This is a genomic window from Xanthomonas sp. WHRI 10204, from assembly GCF_040202875.1.
Taxonomy (GTDB): Bacteria; Pseudomonadota; Gammaproteobacteria; order Xanthomonadales; family Xanthomonadaceae; genus Xanthomonas.
Genome location: NZ_JBEGDW010000001.1, coordinates 1,621,134 through 1,636,287, shown reverse-complemented (window position 1 = coordinate 1,636,287; position 15,154 = coordinate 1,621,134). Strand labels below are relative to the sequence as shown.

Genomic DNA, 15,154 nt, shown 5'->3' with positions numbered 1-15,154 from the left:
AGTCGGGAATCGGGAATGGGAAGAGCGGTTGGCAGGTGGCTGATCGTTCGGCGGATACCGCCTTACGATTCCCCAATCCCGATTCCCCATTCCCTGCCCCACAACAACATCGCATCGCCGTACGAAAAAAAGCGATAGCGCTGTGCGATGGCGTGCGCGTAGGCGGCGAAGATGCGCTCGCGGCCGGCGAAGGCGGAGACCATCATCAGCAGCGTGCTTTCGGGCAGATGGAAGTTGGTGACCATCGCATCGACGCTGCGGATGCGGTAGCCGGGCAGGATGAAGATCTGGGTTTCGCCGGCAAAGGGCAGCAGTTCGCCATCGGGTGCGGCATCGGTGGTGCGCCAGGCGCTTTCCAGCGAGCGCACCACCGTGGTGCCCACGGCAATGACGCGGCCGCCACGGGCACGCGTGCGGCGCACCTGCTCCACCAGCGCGGCACCGACGTTGAGCCACTCTTTATGCATCACGTGCTGCTCGAGCGCATCCACCCGCACCGGCTGAAACGTGCCGGCGCCGACATGCAGCGTGACGTGGCCGAACTCGACCCCGCGCTCGCGCAAGCGCGCCAGTAGCTGCTCGTCGAAATGCAGGCCGGCGGTGGGCGCGGCGACCGCACCGACCTCGCGCGCGAATACGGTTTGGTAGCGCTCGCGATCTTCCAGCCCCGGCTCACGGCGGATGTAGGGCGGCAGCGGCAGGCGGCCGGCCTCGGGCAGCCACTGCTCCAGCGGCAACGGGATGTCGAAGCGCAGCAGATAGAACTCGCCATCGCGCCCCAGCACCTCGGCCTGGCCACCCGCGTCGAGCGCGATCAGGCTGCCGGCCTTGGGCGACTTGCTCGCGCCGATCTGCACCCGCGCCTCGCGTTCGCCCAGCAGGCGCTCGATCAGGATTTCCACCCGCCCACCGCTGGCCTTCTGCCCGAACAGCCGCGCCGGGATGACGCGGGTGTCGTTGAAGATCAGCAGATCGCCCGGCTGCAACAGCTCGGGAAGATCGCGCACCTGGCGGTCGCTGAAGTCTGCAGGCGCTTTGGGTACCACCAGCAGACGGCTGGCCGCACGCTCGGCAAGCGGCGCCTGGGCGATCAGCTCGTCGGGGAGCGAATAGTTGAAATCGGACTTCTTCAAGGCGTGGCGGTGCAGCGGTTTGGGGGCGCTAGTTTAGCGGGACATGCTGAGGCAGGTTTGGCAGCCTTTTCCTCCAAGCAAACAAGACCTGCGGAGATCGCGGAGGTCGCAGATCCTTCTCCCGTCGGGAGAAGGTGGCGCGCAGCGTCGGATGAGGGTGCGAGCGAAGCCTCATGGAGTTGAAATGCCACATGGGCTTCGCCCCGCACCCTCACCCCAACCCCTCTCCCGAGGGGAGAGGGGCTTGAGCGGCAGCTCGACTGCTTGTCCTTCTCCCGCCGGGCGGGAGAAGGTGGCGCGCAGCGTCGGATGAGGGTGCGAGCGAAGCCTCATGGAGTTGAAATGCCACGTGGGCTTCGCCCCGTACCCTCACCCCAACCCCTCTCCCGAGGGGAGAGGGGCTTGAGCGGCAGCTCGACTGCTTGTCCTTCTCCCGCCGGGCGGGAGAAGGTGGCGCGCAGCGTCGGATGAGGGTGCGAGCGAAGCCTCATGGAGTTGAAATGCCACGTGGGCTTCGCCCCGTACCCTCACCCCAACCCCTCTCCCGAGGGGAGAGGGGCTTGAGCGGCAGCTCGACTGCTTGTCCTTCTCCCGCCGGGCGGGAGAAGGTGGCGCGCAGCGTCGGATGAGGGTGCGAGCGAAGCCTCATGGAGTTGAAATGCCACATGGGCTTCGCCCCGTACCCTCACCCCAACCCCTCTCCCGAGGGGAGAGGGGCTTGAGCGGCAGCTCGACTGCTTGTCCTTCTCCCGCCGGGCGGGAGAAGGTGGCGCGCAGCGCCGGATGAGGGTACGAGCGAAGCCTCATGGAGTTGAAATGCCACATGGGCTTCGCCCCGCCCTCACCCCAACCCCTCTCCCGGGGGGAGAGGGGCTTGCTAGCTCGCGAATCATGACTCTCAGGATTCCCGATTCCCGATTCCTCGCCCTTTCACCGCTCCAACATCATCGACAGACTCGGCTTGCGCGGCCGGGAGTGGAGATTCGGGATTGGGGGTTCGTAAGAGCAGGATCAGCAGGCCGGAACGCGGACGACACAAGCCAGCCCGCTTTTACGATTACCGATTACCGATTCCCGATTCCCAGCCCCTCACCGCTCGAACTTGGTCGACAGGATGATCGAGGTGGTGGTGCGCTCCACCCCGTCGATCGCGCCGATCGCATCGGTAAGCACGTCCATCTCGTTGACGCCGCCGACCACGCCCAGCGCGATCAGGTCGTAGGCGCCGCTGACCGAGTGCAGCAGGCGCACCTCGGCGATGTCGCGCAAGGCTTTGACCACGGCCGGCATCTTCTTGGGCAGCACGGTGATCAGGATGTGCGCGCGGATGCGGCCCTGTTCGTAGTCGTCGTGGGTGCGCACGGTGTAGCCGCTGATCACGCCATCGCGTTCGAGCTTTTCGATGCGGCTTTGCACCGTGGTGCGCGACAAGCCGAGCCGGCGTGCGATCTGCGCAGTGGACGCACGCGCGTCCTCGCGCAGCAGCGACAACAGGCGTTCGTCGGACGGGGTGATCTTCACAATGCGCATCCGGTTCGGCGAATCGACGAAAATACCGTACATCACGCCTAAATTCACGCTGCCAAACGCCGATCGTCTGCCGATAATAGGAAGGACAACGTCAATGCAGGAGATGCGCCATGTCCGTCCTCGCCCCGCTCGCCCCGCTGCGTGCCCACGCCGGCCGCCGCCTGACCGATGGCCTGGACGATGCCGCCATCGTGCGTCTGGCCGCCAACCATCCGGATCTGGCCCACGCCATCGACGCCGCTGCTGCCGAATACGCGCAGGTGCGCGATGACGCTGCCGACCTGCTCGATCTGGACGAAGGCGACCAGATCGCCGCCGTGCAGGACGGCTTCATCAACTTCTACGCCGACGATGCGGTGACGCCCTACGTGGCGCTGGCTGCGCGTGGGCCGTGGGTGATCACGCTCAAGGGCGCGGTGCTCTACGACGCCGGCGGCTACGGCATGCTCGGCTTCGGCCACACCCCGGCGGCGGTGCTGGAGGCGATGGCGCGCCCGCAGGTGATGGCCAATGTGATGACCCCCAGCCTGGCGCAGCGCCGGCTGGACCGCGCCCTGCGCGCCGAGATCGGTCACACCCGCGGCGGCTGCCCGTTCGCACGTTTCATGTGTCTCAACTCCGGCTCAGAAGCAGTGGGCCTGGCCGCGCGCATCGTCGATACCAACGCCAAGCTGCACACCGACCCGGGCGCGCGGCATGCCGGGGCCACCATCAAGCGCCTGGTGGTCAAGGGCAGCTTCCATGGCCGCACCGACCGACCGGGGCTGTATTCGGATTCCAGCCGCAAGACCTACAACAAGTATCTGGCCAGCTACCGCGACGAAGATTCGGTGATTGCGATCGCGCCCTATGACGTGGCCGCCCTGGAGCGCGCCTTCGAAGAAGCCGTGCGCAACCACTGGTTTATCGAAGCGGTGTTCCTGGAACCGGTGATGGGCGAAGGCGACCCGGGGCGTGCGCTGCCGGCCGAATTCTACGCCGCCGCACGCGCGCTCACCCGCTCGCACGGCAGCCTGCTGCTGGTGGATTCCATCCAGGCCGGCCTGCGTGCGCACGGCGTGCTGTCGGTGGTGGACTACCCCGGCTTCGAGCAGCTCGACCCGCCGGATCTGGAAACCTATTCCAAGGCGCTCAACGCCGCGCAGTACCCGTTGTCGGTGCTGGCGGTGACCGAGCACGCCGCGCAGGTGTACCGCAAGGGCACCTACGGCAACACCATGACCACCAACCCGCGCGCGCTCGATGTGGCCTGCGCCACGCTGGCGTTGTTCACCCCAGCAGTGCGCGACAACATCCGCACCCGCGGCGCACAGGCGATTGCCAAGCTGCAGGCGCTGCAGTCCGAACTGGGCGGCCTGATCACCAAGGTGCAAGGCACCGGGCTGCTGTTTTCCTGCGAACTGGCGCCGCAGTTCAAGTGCTATGGCGCTGGCTCCACCGAAGAGTGGTTGCGCCATCGCGGCGTCAACGTGATCCACGGCGGCGAGAACTCGCTGCGCTTCACCCCGCACTTTGCGATGGACGAAGACGAACTGGATCTGCTGGTCGGCCTGATCGCACGCGCATTGAAGGAAGGCCCGCGCCAGGTGCAGGCCGAGGCCGCCTGATCCGCGCCGGGCGATGCATCGGCTGCGCAACTGCAGCCGGTGCGTTGCCCGCTTGGGTGTTGGAGTTGCCATCTGCGCCGCGTTGTTTGGTTTGGCAGCGTGGTCGGCACCGGCGGTCGTTGCGCAAGGCATCGACCGCGTTCAAGCAGACGCCAGGCTGTTGCGAAGCCCGCCTCTCACCTCGCCCATCGCCCCTCGCACAACAACTGCAAGGTGCAATGCGAAGCCAATCTGGCGTGCAAGCTTTCGCTTGCATGAATCGCCAGCAACGTGCTTCGCGAATCGGCTAAACACCTTCGACCTGCGCCGCCTTCGCCCAGGCCGATGGCCGTGTCGCAACAACAAACGCACCAATCAGATCGGCACAGCGCTCAACTTGCGGCGCAGATAATTGGTCACGGCACGGTGTGGCGATTTGCCGCGCCACGACGCCCAGCACAAGTGCGAGCCAACGGCGATCTGGCCACCACGATGGCCAAGCCCGAACCAGGTGCGATCCGGGTGGAAGGCGTTGCGCGGCGGGAACACGATGCCGGCGAACTGCCCGGCATGCGCGTTGTAGAAGCGGGTGAGCCCGCGCGGGCCGGAGATCATTGGAATCTCGCGGTGGTCTTCCAGCGTTTCCGGCGCATGCACATTGAAAATGTGCTCGATGAACGCGCCCCAGAACGGATGCCCCGCTTCGGAGCCGAAGACGGCGTTACCGATCTTGAAGTCGTCGTTGTCGGGCGTGCCTTCTTCAATGGGAAGCACGCATTGCTGCGACAGGACCTCCGCACCGAGCGGACGCAGCAGCTTGTAGTCGGTATCGAAGTAGAAACCGCCGTGCGCATGCATGTACGCACAGCGCGCGATGTCCGCTTTCATCACGCCAAAACGGATGCGCTCGTAGCGCTGGGCAAACTCGGGAAACGCAAGTCGCATCAGTTCAGAGTTATCGGCATCGTCCCAGACGTGACAGGTCCATCCGGGCAACAAACGCTGCAAACGATCGCAAACCCGGCGCTCCTCCCACAGCAATTGCTTGGTGGGTGCGGTCAGGTGAATCAATTGGGGAATCATGGGGGGCGACTCGGTGGGCTGGGGGAGCCAGAGCCGTCACCGCAGCACCGCATCGAATCGGCTACTCGGTTGACGGCTCAGCTGCGCCAACCGTAGTCGCACTAATGATGTGATGTAATTCACATTACCTGATGATCAATCGCATTTCTCATCGATAGAATCGATGCATCCGCGAAGTTTTGAAACGACGCATAAACTCCATCGAATGCCCGATGAAACCTTCGCCGTTTTGTCATATTTAGAGCGACCAATAAGAGCAGCTAACAAAACGTAGCGAGCAGTCGTCAGGTGGGTGTGGACGGCGCGGAGGAACCGGAGTGTACGGGTGGTACATGAGGATTCCGAGCACCGGCCGCGCCCGCCTGGCGGCTGCACAGTAGTTTTGTTAGCTGCTCTAAAACGCAACGCGCAGTTATCAGATGCGCACGGATGGCGCGTTCTGATGCAGAGTATGCGCGTGGTATAGGCCACATCGAGTACCGACTGCGCCCGCCTGGCGGTGAACGCAGTGGTGGTGTTAGCCACTCGACCCCGCAGAAGTCGCGCTCAGTTGAATATGCATGGCGCCGCTGCGCTGTGCAGGCGCTTTACGCGCCAGTGCACACGTCGCCATCTTCGGGATGGCGTCACCGCCATGGGTCACACGCTCGCTCACGCTCAGGCGCCTGCTCAACTCACTCCCAGCAGCGATCCGCGCGACCCTTGAGCGTGGCGTTGCGCGGGCAATCGCGCGGTGCGATGCGCCCTTGCTCGTGCTCGACCAGCCGCTTGCCGCCACTTGCGTCGCGTTGCAGTTCGAACGCGTCGTACAGCCGCCCGGTAGCGGTGCGCGATTCATAGACCAGCTGCTGGTTGTCGATACGCAGTACCTGATACAGCTGGGTGTCTTCGCCCACCGGGCGCATGGTCTTGCGCGCCATGTCCGAGAGCCGGTACTGCTTGGGCCCGGCGACCGACACCACGAACACCGGCGTGGCCTGCCCGGCTTGGTCGCCGCGCCGGCCGTACGTGTGGTCATGCCCTTGCAGCACCAGATCCACGTTGTGCCGGCGGATCACCGGCAAGACCTGCTCGACCAGTTTTTCGTTCTCGCGATCGGCGCGCGGCGAAAAGAACGGCTGATGGATCAGCACGATCGACCACGGGTGCGGATTGTCGGCCAGCACCTTGTCCAGCCATTGCGCCTGCGCCGGCCCGGTGCCCAGGTCCAGCACCGAGGTGCCATCGAGCACGGCGATACGCACGCCCTGGTAGTCGAACCAATAGCTGGTGCGCGCAGTGGCCGACGGCCCGTTACGCGGCAACGCGAAGGTTACCGGCCAATGGCTGCCCAGGATGCGGGTGGCCTGCGGGGTCTCATCGCCCTCTTCGTGGTACTCGTGATTGCCCGGTGCCGGCGCCACTGCGGTGCCTTCCAGCAACCAGCGCCCGGCTTCGAACCATTCGGCCCATTCGTTGTCGTCCTGGCCGTCCTTGCCGCTGACCAGATCGCCGGCAAACAGCGCCAGTCGTGCATCCGGCGCCGAACGCCAGGCCTGGCGGATCACCCGCGATACCAGGCTGAGATTCTTGTTCTGGGTGTCGCCGAAATACAGCAACGTCAGCGGTGTCTGCGCCGTGGCCGCGGTACGGAAGTGATTCCACGCGCCCCAGGTGTCATGGCCCTGCACGCGGTAGGCGTACAGCGTATCGGGCTTGAGGCCGTCGACGTCGGCGCGATGATGGTGCGAGCTTCCATTTTCACTGCTCAGCGTGGCGGTGCTGGCACGCAGACGCCGCGGTGTGCCGACGTCGGGCGAATCGCCGGCGATCACCAGCTCCAGCCACGGCTGATCGACGCTGGCATCGGTGCGCCAGGCCACCGCGAAACCGGTGGCCGCGTCCTGTGCGGGCGTGGCGACGATGCGGTCCGGGAAGCCGTCGGCCACGTAATGGGTGGACCCGGCCGGCACCTGCGTATTCGGCTCAGCGGTGCGCTCGCCAGCCAGCGCGTGGCTAGCGGCAAGCGCCATCAACGACAGCGCTGCGTAGCACGCGGTACGCGCAGCGCTCATGGTGCGCAGTCCTTCAGGCGCAGAGTGCGTGCGATGTCGCGCCAATCGAACGCGGCCACCGCCTGGTCATCGTGCAGCGCGTAGAACACGCCGCCGGGGAAGCGCGCATCGCCGCGTTGATCCAGCCACACGCCATCGGTATTGGCGGTGATGCGGCCGGCGAATGCGCCCACATGCGCCAGCGTCTTGCGATCGAACACCTGGAACACGCTGCGATCCTTGAACTGATCGGTGGCGATCCAGTAGCCGCTGCCATCGGCGCACTGCAGCAAGGTCAACCCCTCGGCCTGCGCCTTGAACAGCCCGGCGCCCACGTCGCGCCCGCGATAGCGCCCGTCCATGCCGTACTCGCGCAGCTGCGTGCCCACCGCCACATCTTCTTCGGCAATCAGCAGCCGCGCATTGGCCTCATCGCCGAATACCGACTCGGCGATGCGCACCGCACCGGCTTCGGTGGTGTCGCCAAAACTCTGCGTCAGCCGTGACTGCCAGCCCTGCCCTGCCGCATTCAACTGATAACGACGGAAGCGTTGGCCCAGCTCGGCCAGCGGCGGCGGTTGGTCCTTGTTGGCCGGCGACATGTAGTTGTCGCTGACCACCACCTCGTAGCCGCCGTCATGCTTGCGCACCCATAGCCCGTAAGGCTCGCGCAAGTCGTCCTGGCCGAAGGCGGTCAGCGGTTTGAACTCCGGCAGCGAAAACACCTGCACGCGGCGGTTGTCGCGCTCGACCACGAATACCAGATCATCGACCACCGAAATCCCGTTGGGCCGATCCAGCTTGCCCAGCGCCTTGCCCTTGCCGCCGACCACGCGCAGCCGCTTGCCGCTGTCGCCATCGAATACCACCAGCGCATGCGTGGCCTTGGACGTGGCGATCACCCAGCGGCGGCCATCGGGCGCGATCCAGCTGGCCGGCGAATCCAGATTGTCGGACGGCGTCAATGCAGTGATGAAGGCTTCTGGCACCACTTCATGCGCCACCTTCGCCTCGCTGAGCATGGGATCGGTGAGCAGCGCTTCGTCGGCTTCGCGGTCGACCGGCTTGGTCGCACAGCCTGCCAACAGCAACACGCTCGCAAGCAGTGTGGAGTGCAGCAACACGCCGGTCCGCATCACAGCGCCACCTTCAGGCCCAGCGCATAGGTACGGCCGTACTCTTCGTTCTGCAGCGTGCGCGAGGGCACGCCCTGATACAGCTCCAATGGCTCATCCAGCAGGTTCTGCGCTTCCAGATACAGGCTGACGTGGCTGTTGAACTGATAACTCATGCTGACATCCAGCTGGGTGTGCGGAGCGACATAAATATCGTACGCGCGGCTCTGGCCGATGGTGTCCAGATATTCGCTGCGATACACCGCCGCCACACGTGCGCTGAAGCCGTATTTTTCGTAACCCAGATGGCCGCTGTAGATGCGCTTGGACGAGCGCGGCAGCATGAAGTCGTCGCCGGCGCGATTGCTCAGGCCCGGGTCGAAGTCGCTGTCCAGGGCCGTGGCGCTGGCACCGACCAACACGCCGTTCCAGCCTTCGGGCAGGAAGTCCAGCGTCTGCTGCCAATTGAACTCGGCGCCGCGCACCTTGGCGGTGTCGCCATTGATCGAGCGTGTCACCTGCAGGCCAGGAAATTCGGCATCGGTGGTGCTGAGGGTCTGCACGATGTAATCGTCGATCGACTTGTTGAACACGCCCAGCGACACCAGCCCGGTGCTGCCGATGTATTTTTCGAACGACAGATCCAGATTGGTGGAGCGATACGGGTTGAGGTCCGGGTTACCGATGCTTACTTCTTCATCGCCGCGGTTGATGCTCACGCGTGGCGACACATCGCCGAACGACGGGCGCGACAAGGTCTTGTTGGCCGCAAACCGCAACACCCAGTCGTTGCCGCTGTCGTAACGCAGGTGCAGGCCCGGCAACACATTGGTGTAGCTGCTGGAGGCTTGGCGCGGCGTTACCGTGGCGGTGCGGCCGTTTTCGGCCACGTCCACCTGGTTACCGGTGGCGTTGAACTGGGTGTTCTCCACGCGGACGCCGGCAATCATGCGCAACGCGCCGATATCCCAGGTACCCATCGCATACGTGGCGAACACGTCTTCGCTCGCGGTGTAGTCGTCCTGCAGAGAGGTCTGCACATTGCCGCCCACCTCCTGCGGACGTGCGCTGTACAGACCACCCGACGCACGCCAGTAGCGGCGCATGCCGTCCGAACCGATGCTTTCGCCCAAGGTGCCGCCACGGTGCTCCGGTGCGGCGGTGGTCCAGCTGCTCAGATCGATCGCCGGGCCACGCCGCAGTTCCTGTTCGTTGACGTCCACATCGCGTTCGCGCCAGCGACCGAGCACACCCATCTTCAGGCTGGAATGTTCGCCGTCGAAGCGCACATTGACCTGCGCACTGTGCTCGCTGTCGTCCACCGTCTTGGGTGACAGCACGAAGCGGTCGAACACGAAGTCCTGGTTGCTCTGCCATCCGTTATCGGAGAAACCCAGCCGCGGGATGCCACTGCGTTGATCCACGGTGGCCGACAGGTCGTCGCCGTCGTAGTCGAAGCGCGCCTCCATCTCATCGTTCACCCGCTCGGTGGTCTTGGTGTAGCCCACCTTGTAATCGAGCGTGGCGCTGCTCAGGCGGTTTTCGCCGCCGAAACTGATCGCCGTGTTGTCTTCCTTCTTGGTGCGGTAGCGCACGCGCTTGGCGATGCTGTCTGCCGGCAGATCGGCCACGTTGTAGGTGCCATCGCCGTTGGCGCTTACCTGCCCATCGGCCAGGCCGAAGATGGTGCGCTGGCGCGTTTCGGCATCGTCGAAACGGCTGTACAGCGAGCGCAGGTAGTAGCGGTTGTCGGCATCCGGGCGCCAGTCCAGATTGAGGTTGGCGCCCATGCGGGTGCGCTCGATAAAGTACTTGCGGCGCTGCACTTCGCCGGCAAACAGGTCGTCGGCAGCGCCACCGGCGAAGGCGTCGTACGCCACTTCGGTGTTGTCCGATTCGAACTCGCGGTCCTGATAGTTCACACCCACCGCCACACCGAAGGTGCCGTTGTAGATGTCGCTGTAATTGAACGCGCCCTTGGGGCTGGTCTTACCCGACAGCGACTGATGGCTGCCTTCGATCGAACCGCGCAGGGTGCGCCCGTCGCGATCGAACGCAGAGGTGGATTCCACCTGGATCGCACCGCCGATCGAATCGCCCGGCATGTCCGGCGTGGGCGACTTCACCACCTTCAAGCGCTCGGTGGAATCGGACGGAATCACGTCCAGCGGCGCCGAGCGCGTGCCGTCTTCGGGCGTGCCCATGCTCATGCCGTCGATGGTCACGCTGTTGAGCGACGAATCCAGCCCGCGGATCACCACAAAGCGGCCTTCGCCCTGATCGCGGGTGACGCTGACGCCGGGCAGGCGCTGCAAGGATTCTGCAACATTCTTGTCGGGGTAACGGCCCATCGCATCGGAGGCCACTGCATCCTGGATCGCATCGGACGCGCGCTTGAGATCGACCGCGCGCTCCTGCGCTTCCAGCTGCGGGCGCACTTCCAGCCGCTCCAGATCGATGGCCGCCGCACCGCTGGCTGCGCCGGATGCAGCAGCAGCCTCTGCCGCCCGTGCCTGCGGGCCCCAGCCGGCGGTTGCCAGCGTCAGCGTGATCGCCAGGCAGAGCGGAGTCTTGTTCAACACGAGTGCTTCCCCAATCGGTTAAGAATGGGTGCACACACTATGTCTGCGACGTTTCACCGACATGACATATGCAAGCGCGATCACACCCGATGTGTGGCAGCGCCACGCACGGCTGCGGCACACTGTGCGCCTCTCCCGTCTGTCGCTGCCCATGAAAATCGTCGAAGTCCGCCACCCTCTCGTCCAGCACAAAATCGGCCTGCTGCGCGATGCCGCCTTGAGCACCAAGGGCTTTCGTGAACTCGTGACCGAACTCGGCACCCTGCTGGCCTACGAGGCCACGGCCAATCTGGACACCGAATCGCACGTGCAACAAGGCTGGGCCGGCCCGGTCGATGTGCAGCGCATCGCCGGCGCCAAGATCACCCTGGTGCCGATCCTGCGCGCAGGCCTTGGCATGCTGCCAGGCGTGCTGGCACTGATCCCCGCTGCGCGCGTTAGTGTGGTCGGCCTGCAACGCGATGAAGAAACCCTGCAACCGGTGCCCTACTTCGAACGCCTGACCGGCCGCCTGGAAGAACGCGACGCGCTGATCCTGGACCCGATGCTGGCCACCGGCGGCACCTTGATCGCCACCATCGACATGCTCAAGCGCGCTGGCGCCCGCCGCATCAAGGGCATCTTCCTGGTCGCCGCGCCGGAAGGTCTGAAAGCGCTGGAAGCCGTGCACCCGGACGTGGAGGTCTACACCGCCGCCATCGACGACTACCTCAACGAGAAGGGCTACATCCTGCCCGGCCTGGGCGATGCGGGCGACCGGATTTTCGGGACGCGGGTGGAGTGAGTCGCAGCGGGAGCCTCAGGATCGACCGAGTCTGAAATGGGACGACGAGTCACTCGCTCGGGTGACTGATTGGTCAAAGACCAGCTTGGCAAGCCCCTCTCCCATTGGGAGAGGGGTTGGGGTGAGGGTACGGTATGCCAGTGTTCTTGCCGACGCCGTAACCTCATCCGGCGCTACGCGCCACCTTCTCCCGAGGGGAGAAGGGACAGCCCCCCCTGCGCACGCGCATGAGATAGCAACTAAGAGCAGCTAACAAAACGACTGTGCAGCCGCCAGACGGGCACGGCCGGTGCTTGGAATCGGCATGTGCCCATCTCGTACACTCCGGGTCTGAGCGCGCCGCCCGCACCCACCTGACGACTGCTCGCTACGTTTTATCAGCCGCTCTAAATACAGTGATAGAGCTGCGGCCTGATCGTGCAGCTTGCTAGAAACCTCAGGCAGCCATCAGCGCGTCGAGGCCTCGATCGCCGCACTCACATACACCAGCGGCGCATTCCAGTTGATGGCGACTTCATTGCTCGCGTAACTGCAGGTGTTATCCAGATACGACAGCGCCGGCAACGTGGACGGATACGGCACCTTGCAGTCCTTGGCGTCCTGCTGGCCCGGCTGCGGGCCGCCGGCCAACCAGCCCGGCACCGGCGCGTCGATGCCGTCGGCCTCCGAGGGGCGATGGTGGATATGCATCGGCGTGCGCTGGCCTACCCCGGTGACGAACGACAACCCCAGCGGATTGCGCCCCAGGATGTAATCCAGATGCGATTGCGCGGCATCCAGCGTCGTCCGTTGTTGGGTCAGGCGATAGCCCTGTAACAGCATCATCGCGCGGTTGAGTACGGCGGAATTACTGCCCCAGACGAAATCCTTGTCGGTCATGGCCAGGCGCCACGGCGATGCCTGCCATTGCTCGGTCAACTGCTGCGCCAGACCGGTGATCTCACCCGTGATGCGCGCACGATCCGCATGCGCGGTCAGCGTGTCGCGATGCGCGGCCAGCGACATCCAGGCCAGCCCGCCCACATTGCTCCAGCCCGGCACGCTGGCCGGCACATTGCGCGCCAACATCGCATCGTAGAAACCATCCTCACGGGTGGTGACATACAACTCCGCCGCCGCCCACGCGAATTCGTCGTCGACCTGCGCATCGTCATAACCTCCGGTCCGCACGTCATCGGGCTGGCGATAGATCACATCCGGATGCTGCTGCGCCCACGCCCAGGCATCACGCGCCGCCTTCAACATGCGCGCCGACACACCCGGATACTGCTTTTCGAACGGCGCATACACACGGCTGGCCGCGGCCATCACCGCTGCAAAATCCAGCGTGGCCGCCGTAGCCTTCATCACCACGTAGCGTTGCTGCTTGGCCTGATCGGGCATTACCAGACCGTCGAACTGCTTGTCGGTGAGCTTGTGGTACACGCCACCATCGGCCGGGTCCTGCATGGCCAGCATCCATTCCAGATTCCACCAGGTTTCCTGCAGGATGCCGGGTACGCCGGGCGCGTCGTTGGGGATGGTCAGGGCCTGCGCCTTGAACAGCGCCGGGTAGTGCTCGTAGGCCGCCAGCAAAGTGTAAGTGCTGATGCCAGAGTTCACGATGTACTTGTTGTAGTCGCCGGCGTCGTACCAGCCCTTGGGTGCACTGATCACGCTGTCGGCTGGACGTGTGGCCGATGCCGCCGATGGATGGATGCGTACCTGCGTGTCCGGATGCCCGGCCGCACGCGCATAGCGCCCGGCGAACTGCGCCGGCAACGCGGTGCTGGCGCGATTGAAATAGAACGCCTTCAGCGAGGCATCGACCACCGGCTGATACGCATGCGCGTTGATCGGAAATGCATCCGAGGTCGGCAACCCATCGATCTTCAACCGGTAGGTGCCCGGCGCACGCACGCTGGAGAAATCCGCTACCCGCGCCTGCTGCCCGGCCGGCGACCACAGCGCTGGCGGTTGCAACGTGCCTTTCAGCACCGTGCGGCCCTGCGCATCTTCGACCGTGAAACGGTCCGCCCCCGGCGCCGCGTCCTGCGGCAACCCGACCACCGCCAACTTGGCTGAGCCCGGCAGATAGCCGAGTTGATTGACGTGGATCGAACCGCCGGTCTTTTCCGTAGCGGTCTGTGCCGAACAGGCAGTGGGGGAAAGCAGGACGGCGGCTGTGATCATCAGCAGATTGAGATTGTTCATCGCCCAATGGTGGCCGGATGTCGGTGCTGCCACAAGCCCGGGCGAGCGCGCGCGATGCGGACAGCTGAACAGATCTTGCGACGCACCGACATCGCCGGCGTGTCGTCGCTCCAAAGCACGGATCGCCAACATCGCCGGATGACAGCAATCGCGACTGCGCGCTGACACCCTCGCGATTCACCCGAATTTTCTGCTGCCTGCATCGCAGTCTGTCGGCGTTCGCACCCAGTTGGCGTAGCGGAAAAACAACTGCGCGGCGTCCCACGCGAATTTCAATAGAAACAACCGCAAGCCTCGTCGTCTCCCCCAATTTTTCAGATTGCCACACGCCTAGATTGGCGTTGCGGCAATGCCGCACCTCCCATCGCACTGCCCTGCCCGACGCTTGTGATTGCGAGTGTTACGGCATGGGCTCTCTTTGCCAAGGACCACAGATGACCAGCCACCCAACCATTTCGTCGACTCCTCGTAGCCCGAACGCGCCGGGGCCGCATTGCTCGCAGCATCCGCAGCGCTGGAAATGCCTTCCGATAGTGCTGCTGCTCGGGCTACTAGCCTCAAGCCAGACCGCCTTGGCATCCAAACAGTGGAATGCCAGCCCCAATCAGGTGCAGAACAACTGGATCTCTGGCATGTACGCCGCCATCGGAGCGCCGTTGCAGGCAACATTGCGTCGATGCGAACTTGCGCAGGCAGCAGTCTGCGAGGTCATCATTTTGGCCAATGGCGGGGTGCATACCAGCCCCGCCGATGACAACCAGCATTTCACCTTGAGGTTCACTGGAGCCCAAGCACCCTACACTGCCTGTCACATCTACCCACAGGATCCAGGCAACACCACAAGCAAAGCGCTGACTGGAGCCCTGTGCTACGACCCGCAGCACAGAGGGACCTACATCAAACTCAATTGAGTTGCTCATCCGCAGGTGGGCGCTTGCAAGCCGACAACACAGGAAATGCTGTTGTCGGTTGAGCGTAGGTGCTGCGTAGGAACCGTTGGCACATTAGGAACCGTTGGCACATGCTGTCAGGTGCTGCCTGCCTACGCGTTGCTGCTGGGCTCAAGAGTGCCGTGGCCGCACTTGATGCAATCACCATGCGGTGATTGCATCAAG

The 15,154-nt window shown here is 64.4% G+C and carries 10 protein-coding genes and 2 other RNA genes; 4 read left to right on the top strand and 8 right to left on the bottom strand.

Going from position 1 to position 15,154, the window contains the following annotated elements:
- Positions 1-62 precede the first annotated feature (62 nt).
- A complete protein-coding gene (queA, locus tag ABQZ00_RS07155) occupies positions 63-1,133 on the bottom strand; it encodes a tRNA preQ1(34) S-adenosylmethionine ribosyltransferase-isomerase QueA (protein WP_323537230.1) in 1,071 nt (356 codons plus the stop codon).
- Between the two features lie 1,089 nt (positions 1,134-2,222).
- Complete coding sequence (locus tag ABQZ00_RS07150) at positions 2,223-2,696, bottom strand: Lrp/AsnC family transcriptional regulator (protein WP_386261615.1); 474 nt, start codon at positions 2,694-2,696, stop codon at positions 2,223-2,225.
- Between the two features lie 77 nt (positions 2,697-2,773).
- Between ABQZ00_RS07150 and ABQZ00_RS07145 the strand changes: the two genes are divergently transcribed.
- Positions 2,774-4,270 carry an aminotransferase class III-fold pyridoxal phosphate-dependent enzyme gene (locus tag ABQZ00_RS07145; protein WP_323537231.1) on the top strand — a complete coding sequence of 499 codons (1,497 nt, stop codon included), beginning with the start codon at positions 2,774-2,776 and terminating at the stop codon, positions 4,268-4,270.
- A 354-nt stretch (positions 4,271-4,624) separates the two neighbouring features.
- Here the strand turns inward: ABQZ00_RS07145 and ABQZ00_RS07140 are convergent, their stop codons facing one another.
- From ABQZ00_RS07140 to ABQZ00_RS07120, 5 genes are all read right to left on the bottom strand, one after another.
- Positions 4,625-5,332, bottom strand: a complete 708-nt coding sequence (locus ABQZ00_RS07140; RefSeq protein WP_323537232.1) for a glycosyltransferase family 32 protein — start codon at positions 5,330-5,332, stop codon at positions 4,625-4,627.
- 258 nt (positions 5,333-5,590) lie between these two features.
- Positions 5,591-5,666: non-coding RNA, sX9 sRNA (locus ABQZ00_RS07135), on the bottom strand.
- Positions 5,667-6,006: 340 nt separating this feature from the next.
- Positions 6,007-7,386, bottom strand: coding sequence for a purple acid phosphatase family protein (locus ABQZ00_RS07130; protein ID WP_323537233.1), 1,380 nt, complete (start codon positions 7,384-7,386; stop codon positions 6,007-6,009).
- Positions 7,383-8,501, bottom strand: a complete 1,119-nt coding sequence (locus ABQZ00_RS07125; RefSeq protein ID WP_323537234.1) for a phytase — start codon at positions 8,499-8,501, stop codon at positions 7,383-7,385. Before ABQZ00_RS07125 ends, ABQZ00_RS07130 begins: the two co-directional genes overlap by 4 nt.
- A complete protein-coding gene (locus ABQZ00_RS07120) occupies positions 8,501-11,062 on the bottom strand; it encodes a TonB-dependent receptor (RefSeq protein WP_323537235.1) in 2,562 nt (853 codons plus the stop codon). The genes ABQZ00_RS07125 and ABQZ00_RS07120 overlap by 1 nt, the downstream gene beginning before the upstream one ends.
- Positions 11,063-11,213: 151 nt before the next feature.
- Here ABQZ00_RS07120 and upp point away from each other — a divergent pair, with 151 nt between their 5' ends.
- Together upp and ABQZ00_RS07110 are read left to right on the top strand one after the other, a co-directional pair.
- Positions 11,214-11,846, top strand: coding sequence for a uracil phosphoribosyltransferase (gene upp / locus ABQZ00_RS07115; protein WP_323537236.1), 633 nt, complete (start codon positions 11,214-11,216; stop codon positions 11,844-11,846).
- A 304-nt stretch (positions 11,847-12,150) separates the two neighbouring features.
- Positions 12,151-12,229, top strand: a non-coding RNA gene (locus tag ABQZ00_RS07110) — sX9 sRNA.
- 64 nt (positions 12,230-12,293) lie between these two features.
- On the opposite strand, the gene ABQZ00_RS07105 is transcribed toward ABQZ00_RS07110, so the two are convergent.
- Complete coding sequence (locus ABQZ00_RS07105; protein ID WP_503064268.1) at positions 12,294-14,018, bottom strand: glycoside hydrolase family 9 protein; 1,725 nt, start codon at positions 14,016-14,018, stop codon at positions 12,294-12,296.
- A gap of 455 nt (positions 14,019-14,473) precedes the next feature.
- On the opposite strand from ABQZ00_RS07105, the gene ABQZ00_RS07100 reads away from it, so the two are divergent.
- Positions 14,474-14,950: a hypothetical protein gene (locus tag ABQZ00_RS07100; RefSeq protein WP_323537238.1), complete on the top strand. Its 477-nt coding sequence runs from the start codon at positions 14,474-14,476 to the stop codon at positions 14,948-14,950.
- Positions 14,951-15,154 lie beyond the last annotated feature (204 nt).